Below are 26,429 nucleotides of genomic sequence, written 5' to 3' on the forward strand. Positions count from 1 at the left end.
GGGCGCTCGAGGCGGCCGAGGCCGAGGCCAACGCGGCGGTCCTGCGCCCGGTCGAGACGGCGCTCGACGCGGTGCCCCACGTGCCGGTCTCCCGCGACATGGCGATGCGCCTGATGCGCGGCCAGCCGGTGATCCTGCGCGGGCGCGACGCCCCCACCGAGGGCAAGGCCTACGCGACCTGCGGCGGCGTGCTGGTGGCGGTGGGCGACGTCGAACGCGGCGAGCTGGTGCCGCACCGGGTCTTCCACCTCGGCGGCACCGCCCCGCGCAACGGTTGAGGCTGACGGCGATGACGGACGGGCTCGAGAGCGATCCGCGGGTGCTGTGGAGCGAGGACGTGCTGCGCTATCGCGACACGGACGCTAACGGCCACGTCAACAACGCGGTCTTCGCGGCCTTCTGCGAGAGCGGCCGGGTGCAGTTCTTCGCCACCCACCTGACGCCGCTCCTGACCCGCGACACCTTCTTCGTCATCGCCCGCTTCGTCATCGACTACCGGGCGGAGCTGCACTACCCGGGCCGGGTCCGCACCGCGACCTGGCTCGCCCGGGCGGGGCGCACCTCGCTGGGCTTTCGCCACCGCATCCTCACCGGGGACGTGGTGGCCGGCGAGGCCGAGTCGGTCTGCGTTCTGCTGGCCAAGGACACGCGGCGGCCGGTCCCGCTCGGGGCGGCCGGCGAGGCGGCAGCGCGGCTGGTGGTCGGCGAGGGCGCGTAGGATCCGCGCCGGCATCGTCAGCCGGAGACGGTCTTCCTCTCCCGGATGGACGGGGAGAGCCGGGGTATCGACGTGAGCGCCCCCTCGACGTGCCTCGACGTCGGCCACGCCGTCACGGCCACACCTTGATCGCCACCGCTCGCCGCACGAGGTCGCGCTCCGAGGTCACCTCGCAGCCCTTGGTCTTGAGCGTCGCGTAGTAGAGCGTCGCCTTGTCGCCGACGGTGTCGAAGTTGCGGCCCGGGGCGTCGGGGTCGATGAGGGAGGGGTAGCTGACGAGTTCGCCGCCGGCCGTGCAGGGGTCGTCGTAGAGCGTCGGCCCGGCGATCAGCAGGCGCGGCGCGTCCCAGGCCAGGAGGTCGCGCGACGTGCTCCAGTAGATGCCGGAGCGCGGGAAGACCCCGCCGGCGGCGGCCTGGAACACCGCGATCCAGGCGCCGGTGCCGCGGTGGCGGCTCACCGAGCCGACCGGGGCCGGGAACGGCGCGACCGGGGCGCAGGTGCCGGTGGCCTTCGCGCCCTTCAGGGAGGGGTTGGGCAGGTAGGGGTTGGGGAACCGGGCGGAGTAGCCCTTGCCGTCGTAGGCCTGCCAGCGGGCGGGATCGGTCACGTCGTCGCTGCGAAAGAGGCAGACGCCGAAGGGCTGGCCGGCCCAGCCGGTGGTCGAGGCGTAGAAGTAGCGGTAGCGCCCGTCGGACACGATGTTCGAGGGATTGAAGAAGCCGCGGTGGCGGCCCTGCTCGACCTCCTGGCGGAAGGGCGGCGCCGCGACCACCGTCGGGGGCGTCGTCCGGGTGAAGCTGCGCCCGCCATCCTGGGAGCGGGCGGCCAGGATGGCGTTGTACCAGCAGGCGAGCGCCCCTGTGGTGCGGCAGCGGTTGTAGGTGTCGGCGTGGTACTCCGCGTGCAGCAGCGCCTCGACCCGCCGGCCGTCCTCGGTCCAGGTCGCGGTGATCCAGGTGCGGTCGTCGAAGGCCTCCGGCTCGGGCCTGAAGGCGGAATCGAGCACGATCCGGCAATCGAGCTTCAGGCTGTCGAAGTCCCGGCCGCGAAAGGCCCGGTTGCGGTAGTGCATCCCGAACAGGACGATGCCGCCGTCGGCCTCCCGCAGGGCGCGGGCCGGGGCGTCCGGCACGTCGTGGCCGTCGCAGGCGTCGCGCCCGGCCTTGAACACCGTCTGGGCCGGGCCGACCAGGGTCAGGGCCGAGAGCGGCGGCTCGGCGGCGGCCGGGGAGACCGTCACGGCCGCGACGCAGAGACACGCGATGAGGAGGCGTTGGAGCATGCGGCGTACCTGGACTCGGGGTCCGAGCCTGCCCCAGATTGCTTGAGGCTTGCTTTCGGCCCGCCGCGAGACCGGCCCCATTCCGGAAGGTTCCTCCCGATGCTGCTCCTGATCGCCGGCCTCGTGCTCTTCCTCGGCACCCACGCCTTCACCATGCTGCGCGGCCCCCGTGCCGCCCTGATCGAGCGGGTGGGGGAGGGGCCCTACAAGATCGGCTACTCCCTGGCCTCCCTCCTCGGCCTCGTCGTCCTGTCGATCGGCTACGGCCAGTACCGGGCGAGCGGCACCATCGAGGTCTGGTCGCCGCCGGTCTGGACCCGGCACCTCGCCCTGCTGCTGGTGCTCCTCGCCTTCATCTGCTTCGTCGCCGCCTACCTGCCAGGGCGGATCAAGGCGCGGCTGAAGCACCCGATGCTGCTCGGGGTGAAGATCTGGGCCACCGCCCACCTGCTGGCGAACGGCGATCTCGGCTCGATCATCCTGTTCGGGGCGATCCTGGCCTGGGCCGTCATGGCGCGCATCAGCGCCAAGCGTCGGGACGAGGTGAAGCCGCATGCCGGCCCGGTCGCCGCCCCGGCCGGCTGGCGCAACGACGCGCTCGCGGTGGTGATCGGCGTCGCGGCCTGGTTCGTCTTCGCGCGCGTGCTGCACCCCTGGCTGATCGGCGTCGCGGTCTGGCCAGGCCAAGCCTGACTTCTCGCCGGGCAAGCCTGACTTCTCGCCAGGACTGTGCTACGCGACCGGCCCTGTCGCGCGGTCGCGGCGAATGGCCCAGGCGGCGAGGCATGCGGCGAGTCCGGATATCATGAGCGAGAACGAGTTCATCCGCGAGGTCAACGAGGAGTACCGGCGCGACCGCATGGCGCAGATCTGGTCGCGCTACAGCGGCGTGCTCATCGGTCTCGCGGTGCTGGTCGTGCTGGGCGTCGGCGGCTGGCGGTACTGGGAGCACGCGCAGGCCCAGCAATCCGAGGCGGCGAGCCTGCGCTTCGAGGAGGCCCTGCGCCGGGCCAAGGAGGGCACGCCGGAGGATGCCGAGAAGGCGTTCGCGGGCGTCGCGGCCGACGCGCCGTTCGGCTACCGCCTGCTGGCGCGCCTGCGCGCCGCGGCGGAAGCCGGCAAGGCCGATCCGGCGGCCGGCGCCAAGGCCTACGCGGCGATCGCCGACGACTCGTCCATCGGCCAGTCCCTGCGCGACCTCGCCCGCCTGCGCGGGGCGCTGCTCCTCGTCGACAAGGACGATCCAGGCGCGCTCAACGCGCTCCAGAGCCTCGCCGCCCCGTCGAGCGCCTTCCGGCACACCGCCCGCGAGACCCTCGGCCTCGTCGCCCTGAAGAAGGGCGATTACGAGGGCGCCGGCCGCTGGTTCGACCAGATCGCCGCCGACCGCGAGACGCCCGCCGGCCTGCGCCAGCGGCTCGAGATCTACGTCGCCCTGGTGGCCGGCGGCCCGGTGCAGGTGAGCGAGGCGACGCCGCCGGCGCCGGCCGCGCCCCCGCCGCCCGTCCTCGGGACGACCGCGCCCGAGACGACCGCACCGGAACCGGCCGCGCCCGAAACGCCCGCTCCGGAGACCCCCGCCCCCGAGGCGACGCGCTGAAGCGAATCCCGGGGGCGCAAGTCCGCGCAGGCTCAAGTCCGCGCAGACTTGCGTTGCCGCATCATTTTCGCCGCCGAACCGGTGACCCCTCCGGCGAATGATGCTTAGAACTCTCCGGGTCGGCCATAGCGCGGGGCTCGCCCCGCACCATCTTCACACATCAGGGCGGCGCGCCTCGCGGCGTGCCCGCCCGCTGCTATTTTCAGGAAGACCTCCATGTCGATGCCCATCGTCGCGATCGTCGGGCGTCCCAACGTCGGCAAGTCGACGCTGTTCAACCGCCTCGTCGGCAAGAAGCTCGCCCTGGTGGACGACCGGCCCGGCGTGACCCGCGACCGGCGCGAGGGCGAGGTGCGCCTCGGCCACCTGCGCTTCCGGATCCTCGACACCGCCGGCCTGGAGGAGGCGGAGGCCGATTCGCTGGCCGGCCGGATGCGGGCCCAGACCGAGGCCGCGATCGCCGAGGCCGACGCGGTCCTGTTCGTGATCGACGCCCGTGCCGGCCTGCTGCCGGCCGACCAGCCCTTCGCCGAGCTGGTCCGCCGGGCCAACAAGCCGGTGATCCTGCTCGCCAACAAGGCCGAGGGCGGGGCCGGCATGGCGGGGGCCTACGAGGCCTTCGCGCTGGGCCTCGGCGATCCGGTGCCGCTCTCGGCCGAGCACGGCGAGGGCTTGGGGGATCTCCTCGACGCACTCGAGGAGGTGCTGCCGGAGCCCGACGACGAGGACGACGAGGAGGGGGCGGAGGGCAAGCCCCTCAAGGTCGCCATCGTCGGCCGGCCGAACGCCGGCAAGTCGACCCTGATCAACCGGATGCTCGGCGAGGAACGGCTCCTCGTCGGTCCCGAGGCCGGCATCACCCGCGACTCGATCTCCCTCGACTGGGAGTGGCGCGGCCGCCGGATCAAGCTGCACGACACTGCCGGGATGCGCCGCCGCGCCCGGGTCGACGACAAGCTGGAAAAGCTCGCGGTCTCGGACGGCCTGCGGGCGGTGCGCTTCGCCGAGGTGGTGGTGGTGCTCCTCGACGCCACGATCCCGTTCGAGAAGCAGGACCTGACCATCGTCGACCTGGTCGAGTCGGAGGGCCGGGCCCTCGTCATCGGCCTCAACAAGTGGGACCTCGTCGCCGACCAGCCGGGGCTCCTCAAGGAATTGAAGGAGAAGGCGACCCGCCTGCTGCCGCAGGTGCGGGGCGCCGCGGTGGTGCCGCTCTCCGGCCTTGCCGGCGAGGGCGTCGACCGGCTGATGCAGGCGGTGGTCTCGACCGCCGAGGTCTGGAACCGCCGCGTCTCGACCGCGCGGATCAACCAGTGGCTCAGCGAGGCGACGCAGGCCAACCCGCCCCCGGCGGTGTCCGGCCGGCGGATCAAGATCCGCTACGCAACTCAGGTCAAGGCGCGGCCGCCGCACTTCGCCCTGTTCGGCAACCAGCTCGACGCGCTGCCGAAATCCTACACCCGCTACCTTGTCAACAGCCTGCGCGAGGCCTTCGACCTGCCGGGCGTGCCGATCCGCCTGTCGCTCCGGACCTCGAAGAACCCGTTCGACAAGGGCGAGTAGGAGCAGCTTTCAGCGCGGCTTCTGGTCGGCCGGGAGGTTGCGGGCATAGGCCTCCCGCTCCTCCTTCTCCCGGATGAGCTTCTCGTAGGCCGCCTTGGCCTCTGCCGACACCGTGAGGGTGCGCGCCTGCGCAGTCTTGCGCTTCGGAGCGCGCTTGAACCGGTCGGTGGATTCGCCCATCGCCTCGACCCCTGTTCTGACGGATTGCCGACGGATTTACCGCACTCGTCCCGCCTTGGCGACAGCCAATGACGGCGCGGCAGGCGTGACCGCCGTCACGGCCGGGCGGTCGCGCACGGCCGGCGAGCGGGCGCCCGCGGTGAGCGTCCAGGTTGCGCATCGACTATGCAGAATGGTGCTGCGTCAGGTCGGGTAATGTAAAAAAATTCCGGTTCTTTCCATGTCGAACTGATAGTGCGTGCAAGGGCGCCGACAGATGGCGTCGAATTGTGCATCGGATCGATGTGAGTAAAGCAATGATCCTTTAATCGGGCGAGGATCATTCTGAGCACATCGATCGATCGCGGGACGGCACGGCCGGATGGCTGGGCCGCCGCGCGCCGGAGCCCCCGTGATGCGCGCCTTCAACGACCTCAAGCTCATCGCCAAGCTGGCCCTGCCGGCGGGACTCGTCCTCCTGGTCGCGCTCGGCCTGGTCGGGCTCGCCCGGGCCGGCCTCGACAGCATGGGCCGGACGATGGGCGAGATCGTCGACGTGAGGACGAACCGGGCGGTGGCGGCCCTGCGGGTCGCGAATGCGGTGGCCGAGGCGGCCATCGCCCAGAAGAGCGTGGTCATCGAGGGCAACGACGAGGTGCGCCAAGCCCTGGCCCGGCAGCACCGCGCAGCGGAGGAGCTCGCCGGGGCCGAGGCGGAGCGGCTCGTCGCCCTGGCCGGAACCGACGAGGCGCGGGCGCAGGACGAGGCGGTCCGCGCCGGCGTCGCCGACTACCTCGCCTTCTCGGCCAAGGTCGTGGCGAATGCGCAGCAGGGCATGACCGACGTCGCCTTCGCACTCTCCACCGAGCAGGATGCCGGCCGCCGGGCGCAGGTGACCGCCGGCGTCAACGAGCGGGTGCAGCGCACCCTCGCCGAGCTGGCCGCGGCCCGGGACGCCGCCGAGGCCGCCGCCGCCGCGACCTCGGGGCGCCTGACCCTGCTCGCCGGCCTCGGCCTCGTCCTCGCCTTCTCGGTGCTCGCCGCCATCGCGATCCTGGGCATCGCCCGGCCGCTCACCCGGATGGCGCGGGCGATGAACGACCTCGCGGCGGGCGACCTCGCGGTGGAGGTGACCGGCACCGGGCGACGGGACGAGGTCGGCGCCCTGGCCCGGGCGCTGCAGGTCTTCAAGGACTCTGCCGGCGAGATGCGCCGCTTGGCTTCGCGGGAGACGGAGCGGAACGAGGCCGCCGCCCGGCGCGCCGCCCTGGTGGACGGCCTCGCGAAGGAGTTCGAGACCAAGGTCGGGGACCTGAGCCGCGACCTCGCCGCCGCCGCCGGCACCATGGAGACGGCAGCGCGGGCGATGGCGGCGGGGGCCGAGCAGGGGGCCGGGCGCACGGAGGCCGCGGCCGGCGTCGCGCAGCGGACCTCGGGCCACGTCCACACCGTCGCGGCGGCGAGCGAGCAGATGACCGCCGCGATCCAGGAGATCGTGCAGCAGGTCGCCCGGTCCTCTCACATGGCCGGGCAGGCGGTGGAGGATGCCCGCCAGGCCGACGCGACGGTGCGGGAGCTCGCGACGGCCGCCGAGCGCATCGACCGCGTGGTCACGGTCATCGCCGACATCGCCGGGCAGACGAACCTGCTGGCGCTCAACGCCACCATCGAGGCGGCCCGGGCCGGCGCTGCGGGCCGCGGCTTCTCGGTCGTCGCCGCGGAGGTGAAGGCCCTCGCCGGCCAGACGACTCGGGCGACGGACGAGATCACCGGGCAGGTCGGGGCGATCCAGGCCGCGACCCGGGCCGCCGTCGCCGACATCGAGCGCATCGGCCGGGTGATCGGCGCGATGTCGGCCGCGGCCGCCTCCGTCGCGGCGGTGATGGAGCAGCAGGGCGCCGCGACGCGGGAGATCGCCCGCAGCGTCGGCGAGGCGGCGCACGGCACCGGCCACGTCACGGAGGTCCTGGCCGACCTGCGCCGGGAAGCCGGCGAGACGGGCGCGGCCGCCGGTCAGGTCCTCGACGCCGCCCTCAACCTCTCGCACCATTCCGAGGGGCTGACCCGGGAGGTGGGCGGCTTCCTGGCCGCCGTGAAGGCGGCCTGACGCTTCCTCCCGGGCCGCCGGGAGGAGGCCCTCATCCCCCGACATAGGCCGCCAGCTCCTCGGGCGCGCCGATGGGGAAGGTCTCCCTCAGGTGGTCCAGGAAGGCGGAGACCCGGGCGCTGAGCAGTCGCCGCGACGGGTAGAGCGCCCACAGGGCGATGTCCGACCCGTCCACGTCGCCCCAGTGGACCAGCCGGCCGGCGGCGAGGTCGTGGCCGACGAGCGACACCGGCAGGCGCGCGGCGCCGACGCCGGCGCGGACCGCGTCGCGGACCATCACGAGCGACGACAGGGCGAGGACCGGCGCGACGGCGATGCGCGACGGGCCGGCCGGTCCCGTCACCGGCCAGGCCTCCGCCCGGTCGTCCTCCCCGCGCACGACGGCCGGAACGCCCGAGCCGTCCCCGGGGCGGGCGAGGCCCGGGCACGCCACCACCACCAGCCGGTCGCGCAGGAAGATCCGCCCGACCAGGCCCTCGTCCGGATCCGGGTTGACCCGGATCACCAGGTCGTAGCCCTCCTCGACCATGTCGACGGCCCGGTCCTCCGTCGTGACCGCGAGGCGGACCTCCGGGTATTTCAGCGCGAAGCCTGCGGCCACCTTCCCCATGGCGACCTGCGAGAACAGCAGCGGCGCGCTGATCCGCAGGCGGCCCCGCGCCCGGCCTCCGCCCGCGGCGATCGCCGCTGCCGTCTCGTCGAGCTCGGTGAGCAGGGCCCCGGCCCGCTCTGCCAGCGCCCGGCCCTCCTGGGTGAGCGTCAGGACGCGGGCGCCGCGCTCGAACAGGCGCAGGTCGAGGCCGCTCTCCAGCTCCGCGACCCGGCGCGACAGGGTCGCCTTCGGCCGCCCGGTGGCGCGCGCCGCCCGCCCGAACCCGCCGTGGCGGGCGACGAGGATGAAGTCGGCGAGGGCGAGCAGGTCCATGGATCCCCCAACCGTTCCACCTGCGAGACGGTCCGTCCAGATCAGGCACCTATCGGACCGGGTATGGATCGCCCATTCTCCTCTCGTCATCAACGACGAACCGGAGCAAACCCATGACGATCCTGGTTACCGGCGCGACCGGCACGGTCGGCCGCCGCGTGGTCGAGCAGCTTGCGCAGCGCGGCGCCGACATCCGCGCCCTCGTCCGCGATCCCGCGAAGGCCGACCTCCCGGCCGGCGTCGCAGTCGCGCGAGGCGACTTCCTCGACGTCGACGCCCTGCGCGGCGCCCTCTCGGGCGTGTCGACCCTGTTCCTGCTCAACGCCGTGGTGCCCGACGAATTCACGCAGAGCCTGGTCGCTCTCAACCTCGCCCGCGAGGCCGGCATCGAGCGGGTGGTCTATCTGTCGGTGATCCACAGCGACGTCTACGTGAACGTGCCGCACTTCGCCGGCAAGTTCGGCGTCGAGCGGATGATCGAGCGGATGGGGTTCGCCGCCACCATCCTGCGCCCGGCCTACTTCATCGACAACGACCGCACGGTCACCGACGTGGTGCTCACCCACGGCGTCTACCCGATGCCGATCGGGTCCAGGGGCCTCGCGATGATCGATGCGGGCGACATCGGCGAGATCGCGGCCCTCGAACTGATCCGCCGCGAGCGGGCCGACGGACCGCTCCCCCTCGAGCGAATCAACCTCGTCGGTCCCGAGACGCTGACCGGTCCGGACGTCGCAGGCATCTGGTCGGAGGTCCTGGGCCGCCCGGTCGCCTACGGCGGTGACGACGCTGCCGGGTTCGAGCGCAACCTGCGGAGCGTGATGCCGCCCTGGATGGCGTACGACATGCGCCTGATGAGCGAGCGCTTCCTCACCGACGGCATGGTCCCGGAGGCCGGCGACCGCGAGCGCCTGACCGCGCTGCTCGGGCGCCCCTTGCGCTCCTACCGCGACTTCGCCGCCGCCGTCGCGGCCTCCGCCTGACGGCGCCCGTCACCCCCCACGACCAGAAGACCGGTCATGATCTTCTCGACCGCCAGCGTTCCGGTCAATGAAGCGTCCCGCTCGTTCAGCCCGGATATTACCGAGTGTCGTGGACCGTGGTCTGGGCCGGCCTGGTCTCAAGACCTGCGACGCGCGCCGGCTCCTGCCGCCGAACCTCTGCACACGGTGCGAGGTGATCGAGGACGGAGCGCCCTCACCCCCGCGGGGAATGCCGGCCGGGCGCGCTCAATCCCGCCCGCGGCCGACCAGCCAAGCCGGATCGAACCAGCGGTCGGCCTCGCCGTCATAGGGCAGGCGGGTGATGTCCCATTGCTGGATGAACGGCGCGTAGACGTTCCAGACCGCGATCCCGCCGCCGACGAAGATGCGTCGGCCGGGGTAGCGGGCCAGCACCGCCCGCGGGTCCTCGTGCGAGCGGATGACCGCGATGGTGCGGTCCTTGTGCGCGAAGTCCGGCACCGCCTCGATCGTCTTCGGCCCGGCGATCAGCACGTGGCCCTGGGTCTCGGCGAAGAAACGCGTCACGTCCTCGACGTAGAGCGGATCGGTGTTGCCCTCCCAGGGCAGCCGCCCGTTGAGGCCGAGCTGGCCCCGCTGCCCGATGGCGCACATCGCCCGCACGTCGATCATCGGCTCGCTCCCTCGGGGCCGAACCCTGGCGGGCGCGGAGAGGCTTTCCGCGCCCGGGGGTCCCGTGGCGTCCCCGCGCCTGATAGCCGGCCGGGTGCGCCCGGGCCAGCCGGCCGAAGGGGGCAGGCGGACGCGCCGGCCGCCGCTCGTCAGGCCGGCTTCTGCGGCGTCAGCACGCGCCCGGTCGGGAAGTCGAAGATCGTGCCGCTCTCGGTCCAGTCCGGGCTCGCCAGGCGGACGATATGGGGCGCCAGGTCCTCCGGCGTGCGCAGGGTCTCCGGGTCCTCGCCCGGCATCGCGGCCTTGCGCATCGCGGTGCGCAGCGGGCCGGGGTTGAGCAGCATCGTGCGCACCGGCGTCGTCGCGGTCTCGGCCGCGTAGGTGCGCACCAGGGCCTCGAGCGCGGCCTTCGACACCGCGTAGGGCCCCCAGTAGGCCCGGCACGACGAGGCCGCCCCGGAGGTCACGAACACCGCCCGGCCGGCCTCCGAGCGCCGCAGCAGCGGGTCGAGGGAGCGGATCAGGCGCCAGTTCGCCGTGACGTTGACGTCCATCACGCTGGCCCAGACCTTCGGGTCGATGTGGCCCAGCGGCATCAGGGCGCCGAGCACGCCCGCATTGCCGACCAGGATGTCGAGCCGGCCCCAGCGCTCGTGGATGGCGCCGCCGAGGCGGTCGATGGCGTCGTAGTCGCGCAGGTCGAGGGGCACCAGGGTGGCGGAGCCGCCCGCCGCCCGCACGGCGTCGTCGAGTTCCTCGAGCGCGCCCTGCGTGCGGGCGACCGCGATCACGTGAGCGCCGGCCTCGGCGAGCGCCAGGGCCGCCGCGCGGCCGATGCCGCGAGAGGCCCCGGTGACCACGGCGATGCGCTCGGCGAGGGGCTTGGGAGCCAGCGGCTCGGGGGCGGGAGACGCGGGAGGGAGAGAGGTGTCAGCCATCACGTGAGATCAATCGGCCTCGGCGAGGATCGCCATCCGGCGCGGCGAGGCGACCGCGAGGTCGGTGAGCGGCGTCGGATAGTCGCCGGTGAAGCAGTGGTCGGTGTATTGCGGGCAGGCCGGGTCGCGGCGCTCCTCGCCCATCGCCCGGTAGAGCCCGCCGATCGACAGGAAGGCGAGGGAGTCGGCGCCGATGTACTGGCGCATGCTCTCGAGGTCGTGGGTGGCGGCGAGGAGCTTCTCCTTCTCCGGCGTGTCGATGCCGTAGAAGTCCGGATGGGTGATCGGCGGCGAGGCGATGCGGAAATGCACCTCGCGGGCGCCGGCCTCGCGCATCATCCGGACGATCTTCACCGAGGTGGTGCCGCGCACCAGGCTGTCGTCGACGAGCACGATGCGCTTGCCCTCGACGGCGGCGCGGTTGGCCGAGTGCTTCATGCGCACGCCGAGCTCGCGCACCGACTGGGTCGGCTGGATGAAGGTTCGGCCGACATAGTGGTTGCGGATGATGCCGAGCTCGTAGGGGAGCCCGGTCTCCTGGGCGTAGCCGAGTGCCGCCGGCACGCCGGAATCCGGCACCGGGATGATGATGTCGGCGTCGGCCGGCGCCTCCTTGGCGAGCTCGACGCCGATGTTCTTGCGCACGGCGTAGACGCTCTTGCCGTTCACGATGGAATCCGGCCGGGCGAAGTAGATGTACTCGAAGATGCAGGGGCGCAGGGGTTGCGCCCGGGCGAAGCGGATCGACTCGATGCCGTCGTCCGAGATCACCACCATCTCGCCGTTCTCGACGTCGCGCACGAAGCGGGCGCCGATGATGTCGAGGGCGCAGGTCTCGGAGGCCAGGATGTAGCGGCCGTCGAGCTCGCCCAGGACCAGGGGGCGGATGCCGAGGGGGTCGCGGGCACCGATCAGCTTCTTGTTCGTCATCATCACGAGGGCGTAGGCGCCCTCGATCTGGCGCAGCGCGTCCATCACCCGGTCGACGATGCGCACGTGGCGCGAGCGGGCGACGAGGTGGAGGATCGCCTCGGTGTCGGAGGTCGACTGGCAGATCGCGCCGTCGCGCACGAGCTGGCGGCGCAGCAGCAGGCCGTTGGTCAGGTTGCCGTTATGGGCGACCGAGAGGCCGCCGGTCTCCAGCTCGGCGAAGAGCGGCTGCACGTTGCGCAGGATGGTCTCGCCGGTGGTCGAGTAGCGCACGTGGCCGATGGCGGTCTGGCCCTTCAGGCGCTCGATCGTGGCGAGGTCCGAGAACGAGTCGCCGACGAGGCCCATGCGGCGCTCGGAGTGGAAGACCCGGCCGTCGAACGACACGATGCCGGCCGCCTCCTGGCCGCGGTGCTGCAGGGCGTGCAGGCCGAGCGCCACGATCGCGGCGGCGTCGGGGTGGCCGTAGATGCCGAAGACGCCGCACTCTTCCCGCAGGGTGTCGCCGTCGAGGTCGAGGTCGCCGCCGAACGCCTCGCTCGCCCCGGGCGCACCCCGGAAGGTTTCGCTGCGTGCTGACATGATGAGAAGCCCCTGGTGGCCGGTCATCGCACGGCCTTCGCCTCGCCGACCCCGCGCGCCTCGCGGATTCGTCGTCCGCGCGCGGGCCTGATTCGCCCGCGAGGCAGGTTTCGGGCCGCGGCGGCCTGATTTCTCACCTCGCGCCGGCTATGTAGTCGTTGCCTTCGGCGGAACCAAGGCACCAGGACCGCGTTGCGGGGCGTACCTCACATGCAAAGGACGCCGGTCGGGCGTCCCTTCGCCGGTCCGGCTCAGCGCCGGGGGCTGGCGTCGGTGCGGCGCTGCGGCGGGGTGTCGGCCTCCGCCGGCACGTCGGTGCCGGGATCGGTCTCGGGCTTGGGCTTGCGGAACTGCTTGAGCAGGCCTTCCGGGTTGTCCGGCAGCATCGCCACCAGCTTCTGGCCGCTGTTCTCGAGGATCTCGCGGCTGCGCGCCTGCTGGGCCCAGTCCGGCACCTTGCCCTGCACCAGCCAGGCCAGGAACACCCAGCCGATGACGCAGATCAGGAAACCGCGGGCCGCCCCGAAGGCGAGGCCGAGGCTGCGGTCGACGGCGCCGATGCGCGAATCGAGGATCAGGTCGGAGATCTTCACGGTGATCACCGAGACCACCAGCAGGGTGACGAGGAAGATCGCGGCGATCGACACGACGAGCGAGACGGTGTCGCTGGAAACGTGCTGCTTCACGGTCGGCAGCAGCAGCGGGTGCAGGTACCAGGCCAGGCCCGCCGCCGCGACCCAGGCCACGATCGCCAGCACCTCGCGGGTGAAGCCCCGCACCGCCGCGAGCAGCGCGGAGATGACGACGACACCCAGGACGACGAGATCGAGAACGGAGAACGGCATCGGCAGGAACGGTTCGGGGGCTAGGAGCGTTGGCTCGGGTCGCGGCTGCCCTTCACCGCGAGGGTTGTATACGCTGCCGGACGCGCTTCGTCACCCTCGTGCCGGCGATACCGGTGCCGGCGATGCCGCTCAGACGTCCTCGTCGTCGTAGGCCGGCATCCGCTGCGGCGCCCGTCGTCCGCCCCCGACCGGCTTGCCGCTGGCGGCGACCCCGGCCACGAGGTCGGCGATGTGGCGCAGGGACTCCGCCGGGAAGCCCTTCTCGGCGCCGTCGCGGCCGGCGCCGCCATCGCGGCCCATTCCTTCGCGGCCTTGCGGCATCAGCGCCTTGGCGAAGCCGAGCTTCTGCGCCTCCTTCAGCCGCGCCGGTCCCTGCGCGACCGGCCGGATCGCCCCCGACAGGCCGACCTCGCCGAAATAAACCGCGTCCGAGGGGAGCGCCGCGCCCGAGAGCGAGGAGACCAGGGCGGCGGCCACCGCGAGGTCGGCGGCGGGCTCGCTGATGCGCAGGCCTCCGGCCACGTTGAGGTAGACGTCGTGGCCGCCGAGACGGATGCCGCCATGGGCTTCCAGCACCGCCAGCACCATCGACAGGCGGTTCGGGTCCCAGCCGACCACGGCGCGGCGCGGCATGCCGAGGGCCGAGGGCGCCACCAGGGCCTGGATCTCGACGAGGAGCGGGCGCGTGCCCTCCATGCCGGCGAAGACGGCGGTGCCCGGCGCCGCGAGGTCGCGCCCGGCGAGGAACAGCGCCGAGGGGTTCGGCACCTCGGACAGGCCCCCGTCGGTCATCTCGAACACCCCGATCTCGTCGGTCGGGCCGAAACGGTTCTTCACCGCCCGCAGGATGCGGAAATGGTGGCCCTGGTCGCCCTCGAAGGAGGCCACCGCATCGACCATGTGCTCGACCACCCGGGGGCCGGCGATCTGCCCGTCCTTGGTGACGTGGCCGACCAGGATCACCGCGGTGCCCGACGTCTTGGCGAAGCGGATCAGGCTCTGGGCCGAGCCGCGCACCTGGGTCACCGTGCCGGGGGCGGATTCCACCGTCTCGGTCCACATCGTCTGGATCGAGTCGATGATCGCCAGCGCCGGCGGGCGGCCCTGGCTCAGGGTCGCGATGATGTCCTCGACGTTGGTCTCGGCGGCGAGCTCGACGGGGGCGCTCGCCAGCCCCAGGCGCTCGGCCCGCAGGCGCACCTGGCCCACCGCCTCCTCGCCCGAGATGTAGGCGACGCGCTCGCCCCGCTTCGCCAGGGCCGCGGAGGCCTGCATCAGGAGCGTCGACTTGCCGATGCCGGGATCGCCCCCGAGCAGGATCACCGAGCCGCGCACGAAGCCGCCGCCGGTCACCCGGTCCAGCTCGGCGATGCCCGACGACGTGCGCGGCGCCTCCTTGACCTCGCCGGTGAGGCCTTCGAGCGGGAAGATCCGGCCGCGCGCCCGGCTCGGCCGGGTCGCGACCGGGCCGGCGACCGGGCTCGCGGCGCCGGTCTCCTCTACGATCGTGTTCCAGCCGTTGCAGGCCTCGCAGCGCCCGCGCCAGCGGTTGTAGACCGCGCCGCAGGACTGGCAGGCGAAGGTCTGGTGGTTCTTCGCCATCGGCGGCGGATCTCCGAAGGTAAGGCCGCGCTCCGGCAGCCCTCGTGCGTTCCTGATATGTCCCGGGGAGACCCCGGTTGCAACGGGGCGGCGCGCTTAGTCGGTCACGGCACCGCCGCCTCCGTTCGCGCCTCGGCCGGGGCCAAGCCGACGACCTGATCGCCCGCGCGGATGGACGTGGTCCGGTGCGTTGCCGCCACGATGGTCAGCCGGTCGGCGAGGCGGCGCAGGCCGTCCATGACCTGCCGCTCGGTGTCCTCGTCGAGGGCGGAGCTGGCCTCGTCCAGGATCAGGATGCTCGGCTCGCCGTAGAGGGCGCGGGCGATGGCGATCCGCTGCCGCTCGCCGCCGGACAGCTTCAGTCCCCGCTCGCCCACCACCGTGTCGAAGCCCTCAGCCATCGCCTCAATGCGGGCCAGGATCGACGCCCGCTCGGCGGCGGCGCGCAGGCGCCCGGCGTCGAACGGGCGGCCCAGCACAATGTTGGCGGCAAGGCTGTCGTTGAGGAGCACCACCTCTTGCGGCACGACGCCGACATGGGCGAACCAGGCCTCGGCCGGCACGCGGGCGAGGTCGACGCCGTCGACGAGGATGCGTCCCCGGGTCGGCGCCAGGCCCTTCAGGAGCAGCTTCAGGACCGTCGACTTCCCCGAGCCGGTCTCGCCGACGAGGAAGGTGGGTGTTCCACGCCGGGCGACGAAGGAGAGATCCGCAACGCCGCGGCCGTTCGGGTAGCGGAATGCGACCGCCTCGAAGGCGATCGTGCCGTCCGACGCCGGGTAGGCCAGGGGATCGGCCGGCGCGACCTCCTCGGGCGCGGTCCACATCCGCGCCAGGGGCCGGAAGCGCGCCGCCGCCTCCGTCGTCTCCTTGATCGCCATGCCGATGAGGCGGAACGGCTCGTTGAGCTGCAGGAGCAGCGTGTTGAACAGGACGATGTCCCCGACTGTGAGCAGCCCGGCCTCGTGGCGCGGCACGAGGAGCAGGAAGGTCGCGGCGAGCTGCACCGTCGCGGCGAGGCCCAGCGCGCCGCAGAAGGCGCTGCTCGCCAGGGCGTAGCGGCGCCAGTTCGCGAAGGTCTCCCCGGCGCCGGCCGCGAAGAGGCCCGTGATCCAGGCCTCGCCGCGGGTCTGGCGTAGGGTGTCGACGAGGGCGACGGCGTTGCCGACGAGCCTCGCATTCTCCTGGCTGCGCGCCATCGCGGCGTCCAGGAAGGGCCGCACCCGCCCGACGCGGAGGTAGTCGAGCCCGATCACGACGGCGCCGTAGACGAGCACGATCGCGGCCGTCTCCCAGCTCAGCAGGCTGCCGACGAGGGCGGCGCCGACCGCGATCTGGACGAGGCCGGGCAGGAGGCCGCCGAAGGCTAGCTGCGCGACGATGTTGATGGTCTGCGCGCCGGCCTGCCGGGCGTTGCCGATCTCGACCGGGTTGTGGTCGAGGAAGAAGGCGGGGGTCTTGCGCAGGAGGCGCGAGAAGAAGGCGGCGTTCGCGATGTAGCTCAGCCGCTCGGCGCACAGGAAGACCAGGAAGCGGGCGGCCTGGCCGAACGCCGTCGCGACGCCGAAGAGCAGGGCGTAGAGCAGCAGGAGGCGCAGGACCCCGGCGCGGTCCGACCCGCCCGTCAGGGCATCGACCGCGCGGGAGAACAGGTAGGGCGCCGCGACCGCCGCGAGAGCGCCGACGAGGGTGGCGCCCACGACCAGGAGGGTCGTCCAGCGCGCCTCGCGCCAGTACGTCCGCAGGAGCAGGCGGAGGATCGGCGTCATCGCGGCGCGCGCGGCCCTACCGCGCCGCCGGTGCGAACAACCCCAGGAACAGCGGCCGCGCGTAGAGGGCGGCCGCGGTGTCCGGCGTCACCCCCGGCACCCAGGCCGGCAGCTCCGCCGCGGCGTTGACCATGCTGGAGACGAGCTGCGCGGCGATGCTCGCGTCGAGCGGGCGCACCGAGCCGTCGGCCATGCCGTCGACGAGGCAGAAGCCGAAGCGCTCGGTCAGGCGGTTCATGGTGCGCCGCGTCTCGGTGCGCAGGGCTTCCGGCAGGGCGCTGAAGGCGGTGACGCGCAGCAAGGGACCGCCGGGCCCGAGCTGGTTGCGCACCAGGGTGGCCGAGGCGGTGCAGATCCGGTCCCAGCCGCTGCCGCCCCGCTCGTCCGCCGCGTCCTGCACCGCCCGGATCTGGGCGAAGCTGCGGGCGAAGCAGTTGGCGACGAGGTCGTCCTTGTTGTCGTTGTGGTGGTAGAACGAGCCCTTGGTGACCTTGAGGAGGCCGGAGATCTTCTCCACCGAGGCGCCGCGATAGCCCTGCTGGTTGATGAGGATCGTGGCGGCGCGCAGGAAAGCCTCCGGCGACACCTCGCTCTCCTCCGGCGGCGCCTGTTCGGGCAGCGGCTCCGGCCGCCAGCCGGAGCCCGGTGCCGCCATGCCGTTCGTGAGGAGGTCGGCCATCCGGGCGCCGGCCCGGGCGTAGTCCCGCGGCTCGTAGCGGTGGATCCACAGCCGGGTCGAGTGCATCACCGAGAGCAGCAGGTGGGTGCGGGCGTTGCGGTCCTGCCGGTCGAGGCCGTCGTCGTCGAACAGGCCGCGCAGGCGGCGAAAGAGCGCGTTGTAGGCCGAGAAGACGCTCTCGGCCTGGGGCGCGGGGAGCGCCCGCACGTCGTTGAGCACGGCGATGTCCGGCTCCTCGCCCGCCGCCATCGCGGCCCGGTGGGCGACCGCGAGGTCGAGGAGGCGGGCGAGCCGCGCCGGCCCGTCCGCCGCGACCTCGGCGCGGGCCACCAGCCCGTCGAGCACCCCGATCGTGTGCAGGAAGCAGGCCGCCGCCAGGTCCTCCTTGCGGCGGTAGTAGTAGGTCACGCTGTTGGTCATCAGCCCGACGCTGCGGGCGACGTCGGCGAGCGTCGTGCCCTTCACGCCGGCCTCGTTGATCAGGGCGGCGGCGGCGTGGAGGATCGCGTCGCGCTTCTGCGCGTAGCGCCGGGTCTGGCGCGGCGCCGCGTCAGGAGCGGGCGCGGGCTCGGTGTCGAGGCTGCGGGGCATGGGAGGATTGAGCACTGTCGCAGGCCCGCTGACAAGCCGGCGATCACGGGCCGTCGCCGTAATGCTCCCGGTACCAGGCGACGAAGGCCGGGATCCCGGCCGAGAGCGGCGTTCCCGGCACGTAGCCGACGAGGTCGCGCAGGAGGTCGGTGCTCGCCTCGGTCCGGTCCACGTCGCCGGGGGGCAGGTCGCGCAGGTGCCGCACCGCCTTGCGGCCGAGGGCGTCCTCCAGGGCGTCGAGCATCGCCCCGACGCTCACCGGCCGGCCGCCGCCGATATTGACCAGCCGGTAGGGCGCGACGGGGCTCAGGGTGTCGGCCGCCGAGACCGGCCCCGTTCCGGGGAGGGGAGGGGGAACGTCGACCAGCCGGACGATGCTCTCGACGAGGTCATCGACGTAGGTGAAGTCCCGCACCGCCCGGCCGTGGTCGTAGACCTCGATCGGCTCGCCGGCCAGGATCTTCCGGGTGAACAGGAACAGCGCCATGTCGGGCCGGCCCCACGGCCCGTAGACGGTGAAGAACCGGAACGCCGTGGTCGGGATCTTCCAGAGATGGGCGTAGGAATGCGCCATCGCCTCGCCGGCGATCTTCGAGGCGGCGTAGATGGTGAGCGGCCAGACCGCCCGGTCGGTCTCCCGGAACGGCACCGCCCGGTTGCCGCCATAGGCCGAGGAGGTCGAGGCGAACAGGAGGTGGCGCACCGGATGCACGCGACAGCCCTCCAGCACCTGGAACGTGCCGACGACGTTGCCCGAGACGTAGGCCTCCGGGTGCTCCAGGCTGTAGCGCACCCCCGCCTGGGCGGCGAGGTGGACCACCACGTCCGGCCGCGCCTCGGCCATCAGGCCCGCGAAGGCGCCGGGCTCCTCCAGCATGAAGGCGTGGGCCGAGAAGCCGGGCAGGGCCTCGAGCCGCGCCAGCCGGGCCCGCTTCAGGGCGACGTCGTAGTAGTCGGTCAGCCCGTCGACGCCCACGACCTCGTGGCCGGCGCCGAGCAGGCGGTGGGCGAGGTGGAAGCCGATGAAGCCGGCCGTGCCTGTCACGAGGAAGCGCATGGCGGGTCCCTGGGCGCGCGGGGCTGACGCGGGCCTTTAAGCGCCCGCCCGGGGCGGTTACACGTCCGCGCGCCGGGCCGCCAGCCCCGTGCGGACCTCAGAACACGTGCCGCAGCAGCCAGTAGAGCCCGCCCGCCAGCGTGATGGCGGCCGGGAGGGTCAGGATCCAGGCCAGCGCCAGGTTGCGCACCGTGGCGGCCTGGAGCCCGGAGCCGTTGGCCCACATCGTGCCGGCGACGCCGCTCGACAGGATGTGGGTGGTCGAGACCGGCAGGCCGTAGGCCTCGGCGAGCCCGATCGTGCCGGCGGCCACCGCCTCGGCGGAGGCTCCTTGAGCGTAGGTGAGGTGCTGCTTGCCGATGCGTTCGCCGACCGTGACGACGATCCGCTTCCAACCCACCATGGTGCCGAGGCCGAGCGCCAGGGCGACCACGACCTTGACCCAGGTCGGGATGTAGCGGGTCCCGTCGTCGAGGGTGTGCTGGTAGGCCTTGAGGGTCTTCTTCTCCTCCTCGCCGAACGGGGACCTGTCGCCGGTGAGCAGGCGCACCGCGTCGCTCGCGAGGTACATGTCGTTGCGCAGGTTCTGCGTCGCCTCCGCCGGCACGTGCCGGATGGCGCCGTAGTTCTGCACCTGGGCGGCGATGTCGTCCGCGAGGCTCGCCAGGGCGGCGTGGACCTCCGGCGCGTCGAGCGGCTTGGTGCGCAGCGCCTCGCCGACCCGGGCCCGGGCACCGGCGGCGTCCGGCACCGGCACGGACCCGGCGTGCTCGCGGAAGACCCGGCTCGCCGTCTGCGAGCCCTGCACGAAGGCCGGCGTGCTCGAATCCGGCATGGTGCGGTTGAGGGCGTAGGCGGTGGGCGCGGCGCCGATCAGGATCAGCATGATCAGCCCCATGCCCTTCTGGCCGTCGTTGCCCCCGTGCGCGAAGGACACGCCGGTGCAGGTCAGGATCAGGAGGCCGCGGATCCAGGGCGGCGGCGGCGCCTCGCCCTCCGGCGCGCGGTAGAGGTCGGGCCGGCGCACCACGCGCTTGAGCAGCAGGAGCAGTCCGGCCGCGCAGACGAAGCCGACGAGGGGGCTGAACAGCAGCGATTCGAGCACGGTGACGGCCTGCCCCCAGGCCACCCCCGAGGTGGCGTGGTCGGCCGGGGCCATCAGCTGGTTGGCGAGGCCGACGCCGATCACCGAGCCGATCAGGGCGTGCGAGGACGAGTTCGGCAGCCCGAGCGCCCAGGTGCCGAGGTTCCAGACGATCGCCGCGAGCAGAAGGGCGAAGATCATGGCGTAGCCCGCCCCCGAGCCGACCTGGAGGATCAGCTCCACCGGCAAGAGCGTCACGACGCTGTAGGCCACCGCCCCGGTCGAGGCCATCACGCCGAGGAAGTTGAACGCGCCCGACCAGATCACCGCCGCCAGCGGTGGCAGGGAGTGGGTGTAGATCACGGTGGCCACCGCGTTGGCGGTGTCGTGGAAGCCGTTCACGAACTCGAAGCCCAGCGCGATCAGCAGGGCGAGGCCGAGGAGCGCGAAGGCGCCGATCGCCAGCGGCGGCTGGCCGGCCTGGTGCATGTCGACGACGAGGTTGTAGCCCCCGTAGGCGAGGCCCGCGGCCAGCACCGCCAGGAACGCGACGAGCGCCGCCGGATGGACGCCGTGATCCAGGCGAGGGCGGCCGTGACCATGGGCCGCGCCGGGGTGGACTGGGGCGCGGACGGCGTCTGACATGGCGGACTCGCTGTGGCGGTGCTCCACCAAGGATAGGGCGGGTGGATGGCAAGTCGATGACGCCGCCGGATCCCGCCCGGGCCGCAGCAGGGGCCTCCGGGGCATCGAAAACCACGTGTAAATGCTTAAGGGGCTTGCGTTCTGCGGGACGCAACCCCAAATTCACGAGACTACCGCTGCCCCTGCGACGCGTGTGCTCACGGGTCATGGGACCGCGGATCTCATGGGCGTCTCTGCCCGCAACGAACCGGCCCGGTGCCCTTCTGGTCGAGGGTGACGGAAGGCCAGCGAGTCAGTACCCGATGAACCAGCTCGTGCGCATGTCGCATATCGTGACCGCAGACGCCGTCGAGGAGCCCTCCCCGAGCCTCCGGGTTCCGTTCGCCCAATCGGGCGCCTTCGTGTGCAAGTTCATCATCGGCGAGCCGAACGACCGTGCGGTCTGCTGCGGTGCGCCGGTGCAGGACGGCAAGAGCTGGTGCGCCTTCCACCGCCGGATCGTGTTCGAGCCGACCCGTCCGGGCCGCCTGCGCTGACGCCCCGCGGCCGGGACGGGGTCTCCCGCCTCAGGCCGCCCGCCCATAGATCGGGAACGCCTCCTGCCGGCCCCGCAGGGCCGAGCGGCTGACCTCGCGCCATCCCGCCCCCGACGCCTGCGCCGCCTCCAGCGCGGCCTGCGAGACCAGCGTGGTCACCCCGAAGGTCTTCGTGGCCTGCTCGAGCCGTGCCGCGACGTTGACCGCGTCACCCAGCACGGTGAACTCGAGGCGGTCGTCGTCTCCGACCACGCCGACGAACACCTCGCCGCAATGGACCCCGATGCCGATCCGCACCGGGTCCTGCGCCGCGCCGGCGTTCCACGCCGCCACCTCGGCTTCCAGCCGGTCCGCGAAGGCGAGGGCCTGCGCGGCGGCGTCCGCCCGCGCCTCCGGCACGCCGAACACCACCAGGGCGCCGTCGCCCATGAACTTGTCGATCACGCCGCCGGTCTCCCGGGCGGCCTGCGCGACGCAGCGGCGAAAGCCCGTGACCAGGATCGCCACCGTCTCCGGGTTCGCGCGCTCGGCGATCGCGGTCGAGCCGCGCATGTCGACGAAGGCGATCGCCGCGTGTCGCCGCTCGCCGAGCCGCAGGCCTTCGCCCCGGTCGATGCCGCCGCCGCGCTCGAGGAGCGGCGCCAGCTCGGCGGGGAGGAAGCGCGACAGGGCCGCCCGCCGCGCGGCCTCGCGCAGGGTCATCACCGCGAGCAGCGCCATGATGCCGACGGACAGGATGCTGCCGATGCCGACGAGCGTCTCGATCCGATGGGCGTGGCGCTGGTCGCCCATCAGCATCTCGTCCTCCTGCATCCGCATCGACTCGATGATCCGGCGGATCCCGTCCATCTCGACCTTGCCGCCGCCGGCCCGCACCAGGGCCAGCGCCCCTTCGCGGTCGCCGGCGCGGTCGAGGGCGAGGGTCTGCTCGAGCTCGGCGAACTTGCGGGCGATGGCGGGCCTCAAGGCGTCGAGCCGGGCCGCCTGGGTCGGGGAGGCGCGAAGCTCCGCCTCCAGGAGCGGCAGCTCCGCGGTGATCCGGGCCAGTCCCGCCGTGTAGGGCGTCAGGAAGGCCGGATCGCCGGTCAGCAGGTAGCCGCGCTGCCCGGTCTCGCTGTCCAGCACGTCCGCCAGCACCTGCATCAGGCTGCGGTCGACGGAGAGCGTGTGGGTGATGCGGTGCTGCACCGTGCTCTGCCAGGCGAGCAGCAGCCCGTTGGCGGCCCCGACCAGGAGCAGCAGCATCGCCCCCACAGTCGTCAGGCCGAGCCGGGTGCGCAGGGGGCCGAGCCGCCGCAGAAGCGGCGGACGCGCGCGGGCCGCGGAGTCCTGGGCGGGATCGGGGGGCATGGCGAGGTCGTCCGGCGCCGGGCGCGGTCCCTCGGCTCCGGGCGATATAGGGGCACCCCCGCGCGCCGCAATCGAGCGGCCGGCCTACGCCTTCCCGTCCTCCGGCGTCACGGACCGCCCGCCGCCCGGCGCCGCGGGGCCTGCGCGCCCTCCTCCCCCGGCCGCGCCGCGCCCGGCTCGCCGAGGGGGGCCACGATGGTGCAGATCACGCCCTCCCGCGGGAAGCTCAGGCTCACCGTCCCGTCGAGCTCGCGGGCGAGGCTGCGCTCGATCAGCCGGGAGCCGAAGCCGGTGCGGGTCGGGGGGACGACCGACGGGCCGCCCCGCTCCTGCCAGCGCAGCGAGAGCCGCCCCTCGGCGACGCCCCAGGTCAGGGCGACCTGCCCGGCCGGCACCGAGAGGGCGCCGTACTTGACCGCGTTGGTGGCGAGTTCGTGCAGCGCCATGGCGATCGAGAGGGCGATGCGCGGCGGCAGGCGCACCGCCGGGCCGCGGACCGCGAAGCGCGGCTGCGCGCCCGGCGCGTCCAACGGGGCGAGCGCGTCCTTCACCACGTCGGCCAGCTCCGCCCCCTCCCAGCTCTCGCGGGTGAGCACGTCGTGGACGCGCGCGAGCGCGATCAGCCGGGCCTCGAAGGCCGCCTTCGCGGCGTCGATCGTGGCGGCGTCGACGGCCGGCCCGTCGAGGCCGCGCAGGCTCTGCATCGCGATCGACTGCACGGTGGCCAGGGTGTTCTTCACCCGGTGGTTCAGCTCGTGCACCAGGAGGCGCAGGTGCTCCTCGGCGCGCTTGCGCTCGGTCACCTCCTGGTGGATGCCGATCACCCGGCGGGCCCGGCCGCCGGCGTCGCGCTGCACGATGGCCTGGGCGCTGACCCAGCGGGCGCCGTTCCGGCGCGGGGGCGCCTCCTCGGGCCGGATCCGGAACTCGGTGCGGTACTCCGCCTCCCCCGCGAGCAGGGAGGCGAGGGCCGCCTCGATCCGCGCCCGGTCCTCCGGGTGCACGGTGCGGGTCCAGGCCTCGTGCGAGAGGGGGGCGGCGCCGAAGATCTCGGCCGAGCGGGCCGAGAGGCGGTGCTGCCCGGAGGCGAGGTCGATCTCCCAGGTGCCGAGCCGGCCGGCGGCCAGCGCCAGCCGCAGGCGCTCCTCGCCCTCCCGCAGGGCGGTCTCCGCGACCTTGGCCTCGGTGATGTCGACGTTGCAGCCGGTATAGCCGAGGAAGCGGCCCTGGTCGTCGAGGCGGGCCACGCCCTCGCACAGGATCCAGCGCGTCGCCCCGTGCTTGTCGATCACCCGCGTCGCGCACCGGAACGGCCGGCGCTCCGCGAAGGCGTCCTCGAACGCGGCCTCGAAGCTGGCCAGGTCGTCCGGGTGGATGATCTCGCGCCAGCGGCCCCGGGTCAGGGTGTCGGTCGAGCGGCCGAACATGTAGCCGTAGTGCAGGTTGACGAAGGTGATCTCGCCCTCCGCGTCCGTCATCCAGATCAGGGCCGGGGCGGAATCGGCCATGTGGCGGAAGCGCGCCTCGCTCTCCCGCAGGGCGGCGAGGCTCCGGCTCTGCTCGCCGAGCGCCTGGTCGCGCTCGGCGATGCGCCGGCGCAGGCTCTCGGAGGCGTCCGCGAGGACGTCGGCGAGCTGGCGGATCTCGCGGATCGGCGTCGAGACCCGGGGCACCGGCTGGCCGGCGGCGAGCGCCCCGCCGGCGGCGGCGAGCTGGCGCAGGGGCTCGGCGACCCGCGCCCAGAGCCGCACGGCCAGGACCGACGAGATCGCCAGCGCCAGGAGCCCGAACCCGCCGAAGGCCACCACCCAGTGGCGCAGCGGCGCCTCCACCCGCTGCTTCGGGATGCTCGCCCCCACCGTCCAGCCCGCGGCGCGGACCTTGGTCTCGACGTAGAGGACCGGCCGCCTTTGCCGGTCGGTCCCCTCCCAGATGTCGGCGGCGGCGGTCGGGTGCGCGCGCAGGGTGGCCTGCATCGGCTGGCCCGCCAGGCTCGCGTGGTCCGTCGAGCGGGCGAGCAGGATGCCGGCCCGGTCGATGATGCCGGTGGTCCAGCCCGGCGCGAGGTCGTGGATCAGGATCTGGTGCAGCCGCTCCACCGGCACCGTGACGCTCAGCACGTAGGCCGGCGCACCCTCGGCCATCACCGGCACCGCCACGTCGTAGGTCGGCGGCCGGCCGGCCGGGCCCGGCCGCGCCCCGCCGATCACCGGGCGTTGCGTCGCCACCACCTCGCGGTCCTCGGGGTGCGGGTCCTGCGGCAGCGGCGCGCCGGGCGGCAGCGCGGTGTTGAGGAGCTGGCTGCCGTCCGGCCGGCGCAGGGACAGGTCGAGGCCCGTCGTGTCCCTCACCGCCCGGGCCTCGCGCTCGAAGCTGGCGAGCCCGCCCTCGCGCAGGCGGGGCGAGGCCGCGAGGGTCTGCAGCACCGAGACGAGCCCGGCCATGTCGCGGTCGATGCTGAGCGCGATGCCGCGCACGCTCTCGCGGGCGTCCTGCTCGAAGCGGGTCCGCTCCAGGGCGGCGTAGCGGCCGAGCAGCACGGCGGTGAACAGGAGCCCGGGCCCGATCAGGGCGATCGCCAGGGCGACGAGGTAGACCTGCGTCGAGAGCCCGTCCCGCCGCAGGGCGTTGAGCCGGCGGCGGATCATCGCGCCGCTCCTGCGGCGCGCGAGGGGCCGGCGCGCGGGCGGCGCGGCGACGTCAAGGCGTCAGGCCCTGTCGAGATGACCGAGATCGCGGCCGGGCTCGATCCGGTCGCGCACCCGCTGCTTGAGGGTCTTGATGTCGGGAAAGCCCCCGTCGCGCTTGCGCTCCCAGATCAAGGCGTCGCCGCAGGTGATCGCGAAGGCGCCGCCGCTGCCGGGAATGAGCGCGACCTCGCCGAGGGCGTCCCGGAAGGTCGAGAGCAGCTCCTGCGCCATCCAGCCGGCCCGCAGCAGCCAGTTGCACTGCGTGCAATAGGTGATGGCGATCCGGGGTTTCTCGGCCTCGGCGTCCAGACGGGGGGCGGTGTCGCTCATCTCGGGCCGACTCCGCCCCCGATCCGCCCGCTTGTCAACCGTGTTCGGCCGCGCAACCCTCGGTTCCCCCGAGGACCCCCGCGCCGGCCGGGCTCACGCGAGCTGGCGCAGCACCGTCAGGCTCGTCGCGACGCCGGCGATGCCCGCCGCCACCGACACCGCCACGTAGGCGAGCGCCGCCCCGTGGGCGCCGCGTTCCCAGAGCAGGAAGGCCTCGAGCGAGAAGGTCGAGAAGGTGGTGAAGCCGCCGAGGATCCCGGTGGTGAGGAAGAGCCGCCAGGCCTGCGGGACCCCGCCCCGCGCGGCGAACCAGCCGGTCAGCGCGCCCATCAGCACCGAGCCGACGATGTTGATCAGCATCGTGCCGAACGGGAAGCCGCTGCCCGCCCGCGCGGCCCAGACATTCACGCCGTGGCGCAGGGCCCCGCCGAGGCCGGCCCCGAGAAAGACCACCAGGTAGCTCACCGTCCCGCCGCCTCCGCGCCCGCGCGGCTCCCGCCGTGCCATCGGTGCTCATGCCACGGATGGCCGTGCCAGGGCGACCGTCTCTCTGGGCGCAACGATGGCTCCCACGGGCGCAGCGTCTTCTCCGCGCCAGCGATGGAGACGCTGCGCCGGTCCCGCCGAGGGGGCTCGCGCCGCCGGTCACATCAACGGTCCGATGCGTCAGCATCTTGGGCCGTTGGTATCAGCCTCCGAACCGATCCCGCCACGCTGCCTGCGCCCCCGCCACCGGCAGGGCAGTCGCCCGATGCACGCCCAGCGCCACGGCGCGGGTGCAGCACCCGGGCCGTGGCGCTGGGCGTGCAT

23 protein-coding genes and 1 pseudogene are annotated in these 26,429 nt (G+C 73.3%); 8 read left to right on the plus strand and 16 right to left on the minus strand.

Annotated elements, in window-relative coordinates; all coding sequences use genetic code 11:
- Together VQ02_RS25450 and VQ02_RS25455 are read left to right on the plus strand one after the other, a co-directional pair.
- Positions 1-278 (plus strand): annotated as a pseudogene (locus VQ02_RS25450) (tRNA pseudouridine(55) synthase TruB); the annotation flags it as partial.
- A gap of 11 nt (positions 279-289) precedes the next feature.
- On the plus strand, positions 290-718 hold the full coding sequence (locus tag VQ02_RS25455) for an acyl-CoA thioesterase (protein ID WP_048447040.1): 429 nt from the start codon (positions 290-292) through the stop codon (positions 716-718).
- A gap of 112 nt (positions 719-830) precedes the next feature.
- Here the strand turns inward: VQ02_RS25455 and VQ02_RS25460 are convergent, their stop codons facing one another.
- Positions 831-2,003 carry a glycoside hydrolase family 183 protein gene (locus VQ02_RS25460; protein ID WP_048447041.1) on the minus strand — a complete coding sequence of 391 codons (1,173 nt, stop codon included), beginning with the start codon at positions 2,001-2,003 and terminating at the stop codon, positions 831-833.
- Positions 2,004-2,102: 99 nt separating this feature from the next.
- Between VQ02_RS25460 and VQ02_RS25465 the strand changes: the two genes are divergently transcribed.
- The 3 genes from VQ02_RS25465 (at position 2,103) to der (ending at position 5,166) form a co-directional block, all read left to right on the plus strand.
- Complete coding sequence (locus VQ02_RS25465) at positions 2,103-2,696, plus strand: NnrU family protein (RefSeq protein WP_048447042.1); 594 nt, start codon at positions 2,103-2,105, stop codon at positions 2,694-2,696.
- 109 nt (positions 2,697-2,805) lie between these two features.
- On the plus strand, positions 2,806-3,603 hold the full coding sequence (locus VQ02_RS25470) for a tetratricopeptide repeat protein (RefSeq protein ID WP_167350791.1): 798 nt from the start codon (positions 2,806-2,808) through the stop codon (positions 3,601-3,603).
- A gap of 216 nt (positions 3,604-3,819) precedes the next feature.
- Complete coding sequence (gene der, locus VQ02_RS25475) at positions 3,820-5,166, plus strand: ribosome biogenesis GTPase Der (protein ID WP_048447043.1); 1,347 nt, start codon at positions 3,820-3,822, stop codon at positions 5,164-5,166.
- A 9-nt stretch (positions 5,167-5,175) separates the two neighbouring features.
- Here the strand turns inward: der and VQ02_RS38375 are convergent, their stop codons facing one another.
- The gene (locus VQ02_RS38375) at positions 5,176-5,346 is read right to left on the minus strand and encodes a hypothetical protein (protein WP_165795868.1); all 171 of its coding nucleotides are present in this window, start codon (positions 5,344-5,346) and stop codon (positions 5,176-5,178) included.
- A gap of 394 nt (positions 5,347-5,740) precedes the next feature.
- Between VQ02_RS38375 and VQ02_RS25480 the strand changes: the two genes are divergently transcribed.
- Positions 5,741-7,432, plus strand: a complete 1,692-nt coding sequence (locus tag VQ02_RS25480; protein ID WP_048447044.1) for a methyl-accepting chemotaxis protein — start codon at positions 5,741-5,743, stop codon at positions 7,430-7,432.
- A 31-nt stretch (positions 7,433-7,463) separates the two neighbouring features.
- Here the strand turns inward: VQ02_RS25480 and VQ02_RS25485 are convergent, their stop codons facing one another.
- The gene (locus VQ02_RS25485) at positions 7,464-8,357 is read right to left on the minus strand and encodes a LysR family transcriptional regulator (protein ID WP_048447045.1); all 894 of its coding nucleotides are present in this window, start codon (positions 8,355-8,357) and stop codon (positions 7,464-7,466) included.
- Between the two features lie 113 nt (positions 8,358-8,470).
- Here VQ02_RS25485 and VQ02_RS25490 point away from each other — a divergent pair, with 113 nt between their 5' ends.
- Positions 8,471-9,340 carry an SDR family oxidoreductase gene (locus VQ02_RS25490; RefSeq protein ID WP_048447046.1) on the plus strand — a complete coding sequence of 290 codons (870 nt, stop codon included), beginning with the start codon at positions 8,471-8,473 and terminating at the stop codon, positions 9,338-9,340.
- A 246-nt stretch (positions 9,341-9,586) separates the two neighbouring features.
- Here the strand turns inward: VQ02_RS25490 and VQ02_RS25495 are convergent, their stop codons facing one another.
- From VQ02_RS25495 to VQ02_RS25535, 9 genes are all read right to left on the minus strand, one after another.
- Positions 9,587-9,991: a dihydrofolate reductase gene (locus VQ02_RS25495; RefSeq protein WP_048447047.1), complete on the minus strand. Its 405-nt coding sequence runs from the start codon at positions 9,989-9,991 to the stop codon at positions 9,587-9,589.
- A gap of 149 nt (positions 9,992-10,140) precedes the next feature.
- Positions 10,141-10,884, minus strand: coding sequence for an SDR family NAD(P)-dependent oxidoreductase (locus VQ02_RS25500; RefSeq protein WP_167350792.1), 744 nt, complete (start codon positions 10,882-10,884; stop codon positions 10,141-10,143).
- Between the two features lie 54 nt (positions 10,885-10,938).
- Complete coding sequence (gene purF, locus VQ02_RS25505; protein WP_048447058.1) at positions 10,939-12,441, minus strand: amidophosphoribosyltransferase; 1,503 nt, start codon at positions 12,439-12,441, stop codon at positions 10,939-10,941.
- A 251-nt stretch (positions 12,442-12,692) separates the two neighbouring features.
- Positions 12,693-13,286: a CvpA family protein gene (locus VQ02_RS25510; RefSeq protein WP_048447049.1), complete on the minus strand. Its 594-nt coding sequence runs from the start codon at positions 13,284-13,286 to the stop codon at positions 12,693-12,695.
- Between the two features lie 129 nt (positions 13,287-13,415).
- On the minus strand, positions 13,416-14,888 hold the full coding sequence (gene radA, locus VQ02_RS25515; RefSeq protein ID WP_048447050.1) for a DNA repair protein RadA: 1,473 nt from the start codon (positions 14,886-14,888) through the stop codon (positions 13,416-13,418).
- 104 nt (positions 14,889-14,992) lie between these two features.
- Complete coding sequence (locus VQ02_RS25520) at positions 14,993-16,657, minus strand: ABC transporter ATP-binding protein (protein ID WP_053080544.1); 1,665 nt, start codon at positions 16,655-16,657, stop codon at positions 14,993-14,995.
- A gap of 16 nt (positions 16,658-16,673) precedes the next feature.
- On the minus strand, positions 16,674-17,927 hold the full coding sequence (locus VQ02_RS25525; protein ID WP_048447051.1) for a TetR/AcrR family transcriptional regulator: 1,254 nt from the start codon (positions 17,925-17,927) through the stop codon (positions 16,674-16,676).
- 43 nt (positions 17,928-17,970) lie between these two features.
- Complete coding sequence (locus VQ02_RS25530; protein WP_048447052.1) at positions 17,971-18,984, minus strand: NAD-dependent epimerase/dehydratase family protein; 1,014 nt, start codon at positions 18,982-18,984, stop codon at positions 17,971-17,973.
- Positions 18,985-19,081: 97 nt separating this feature from the next.
- Positions 19,082-20,713 carry an inorganic phosphate transporter gene (locus VQ02_RS25535; protein WP_048447053.1) on the minus strand — a complete coding sequence of 544 codons (1,632 nt, stop codon included), beginning with the start codon at positions 20,711-20,713 and terminating at the stop codon, positions 19,082-19,084.
- Between the two features lie 302 nt (positions 20,714-21,015).
- Here VQ02_RS25535 and VQ02_RS25540 point away from each other — a divergent pair, with 302 nt between their 5' ends.
- A complete protein-coding gene (locus VQ02_RS25540; protein ID WP_048430796.1) occupies positions 21,016-21,249 on the plus strand; it encodes a GcrA family cell cycle regulator in 234 nt (77 codons plus the stop codon).
- A 30-nt stretch (positions 21,250-21,279) separates the two neighbouring features.
- On the opposite strand, the gene VQ02_RS25545 is transcribed toward VQ02_RS25540, so the two are convergent.
- The 4 genes from VQ02_RS25545 to crcB all read right to left on the minus strand — a co-directional run bounded on the left by VQ02_RS25545 (position 21,280) and on the right by crcB (position 26,126).
- On the minus strand, positions 21,280-22,599 hold the full coding sequence (locus VQ02_RS25545; protein ID WP_048447054.1) for an adenylate/guanylate cyclase domain-containing protein: 1,320 nt from the start codon (positions 22,597-22,599) through the stop codon (positions 21,280-21,282).
- Positions 22,600-22,706: 107 nt separating this feature from the next.
- Positions 22,707-25,247, minus strand: coding sequence for a sensor histidine kinase (locus tag VQ02_RS25550; RefSeq protein ID WP_048447055.1), 2,541 nt, complete (start codon positions 25,245-25,247; stop codon positions 22,707-22,709).
- 60 nt (positions 25,248-25,307) lie between these two features.
- Positions 25,308-25,619 carry an Rdx family protein gene (locus VQ02_RS25555; RefSeq protein ID WP_048447056.1) on the minus strand — a complete coding sequence of 104 codons (312 nt, stop codon included), beginning with the start codon at positions 25,617-25,619 and terminating at the stop codon, positions 25,308-25,310.
- A 93-nt stretch (positions 25,620-25,712) separates the two neighbouring features.
- On the minus strand, positions 25,713-26,126 hold the full coding sequence (crcB, locus tag VQ02_RS25560) for a fluoride efflux transporter CrcB (RefSeq protein WP_209437066.1): 414 nt from the start codon (positions 26,124-26,126) through the stop codon (positions 25,713-25,715).
- Positions 26,127-26,429 lie beyond the last annotated feature (303 nt).

This window comes from Methylobacterium variabile, assembly GCF_001043975.1.
Lineage (GTDB): Bacteria > Pseudomonadota > Alphaproteobacteria > Rhizobiales > Beijerinckiaceae > Methylobacterium > Methylobacterium variabile.

Coding starts and splice junctions, on each gene's coding strand:
- VQ02_RS25455 (WP_048447040.1), top strand. CDS start 290: ATGACGGACGGGCTCGAGAGCGATCCGCGGGTGCTGTGGAGCGAGGAC.
- VQ02_RS25460 (WP_048447041.1), bottom strand. CDS start 2,003: ATGCTCCAACGCCTCCTCATCGCGTGTCTCTGCGTCGCGGCCGTGACG.
- VQ02_RS25465 (WP_048447042.1), top strand. CDS start 2,103: ATGCTGCTCCTGATCGCCGGCCTCGTGCTCTTCCTCGGCACCCACGCC.
- der (WP_048447043.1), top strand. CDS start 3,820: ATGTCGATGCCCATCGTCGCGATCGTCGGGCGTCCCAACGTCGGCAAG.
- VQ02_RS38375 (WP_165795868.1), bottom strand. CDS start 5,346: ATGGGCGAATCCACCGACCGGTTCAAGCGCGCTCCGAAGCGCAAGACT.
- VQ02_RS25480 (WP_048447044.1), top strand. CDS start 5,741: ATGCGCGCCTTCAACGACCTCAAGCTCATCGCCAAGCTGGCCCTGCCG.
- VQ02_RS25485 (WP_048447045.1), bottom strand. CDS start 8,357: ATGGACCTGCTCGCCCTCGCCGACTTCATCCTCGTCGCCCGCCACGGC.
- VQ02_RS25490 (WP_048447046.1), top strand. CDS start 8,471: ATGACGATCCTGGTTACCGGCGCGACCGGCACGGTCGGCCGCCGCGTG.
- VQ02_RS25495 (WP_048447047.1), bottom strand. CDS start 9,991: ATGATCGACGTGCGGGCGATGTGCGCCATCGGGCAGCGGGGCCAGCTC.
- purF (WP_048447058.1), bottom strand. CDS start 12,441: ATGTCAGCACGCAGCGAAACCTTCCGGGGTGCGCCCGGGGCGAGCGAG.
- VQ02_RS25510 (WP_048447049.1), bottom strand. CDS start 13,286: ATGCCGTTCTCCGTTCTCGATCTCGTCGTCCTGGGTGTCGTCGTCATC.
- radA (WP_048447050.1), bottom strand. CDS start 14,888: ATGGCGAAGAACCACCAGACCTTCGCCTGCCAGTCCTGCGGCGCGGTC.
- VQ02_RS25520 (WP_053080544.1), bottom strand. CDS start 16,657: ATGACGCCGATCCTCCGCCTGCTCCTGCGGACGTACTGGCGCGAGGCG.
- VQ02_RS25525 (WP_048447051.1), bottom strand. CDS start 17,927: ATGCCCCGCAGCCTCGACACCGAGCCCGCGCCCGCTCCTGACGCGGCG.
- VQ02_RS25530 (WP_048447052.1), bottom strand. CDS start 18,984: ATGCGCTTCCTCGTGACAGGCACGGCCGGCTTCATCGGCTTCCACCTC.
- VQ02_RS25535 (WP_048447053.1), bottom strand. CDS start 20,713: ATGTCAGACGCCGTCCGCGCCCCAGTCCACCCCGGCGCGGCCCATGGT.
- VQ02_RS25540 (WP_048430796.1), top strand. CDS start 21,016: ATGAACCAGCTCGTGCGCATGTCGCATATCGTGACCGCAGACGCCGTC.
- VQ02_RS25545 (WP_048447054.1), bottom strand. CDS start 22,599: ATGCCCCCCGATCCCGCCCAGGACTCCGCGGCCCGCGCGCGTCCGCCG.
- VQ02_RS25550 (WP_048447055.1), bottom strand. CDS start 25,247: ATGATCCGCCGCCGGCTCAACGCCCTGCGGCGGGACGGGCTCTCGACG.
- VQ02_RS25555 (WP_048447056.1), bottom strand. CDS start 25,619: ATGAGCGACACCGCCCCCCGTCTGGACGCCGAGGCCGAGAAACCCCGG.
- crcB (WP_209437066.1), bottom strand. CDS start 26,126: ATGGCACGGCGGGAGCCGCGCGGGCGCGGAGGCGGCGGGACGGTGAGC.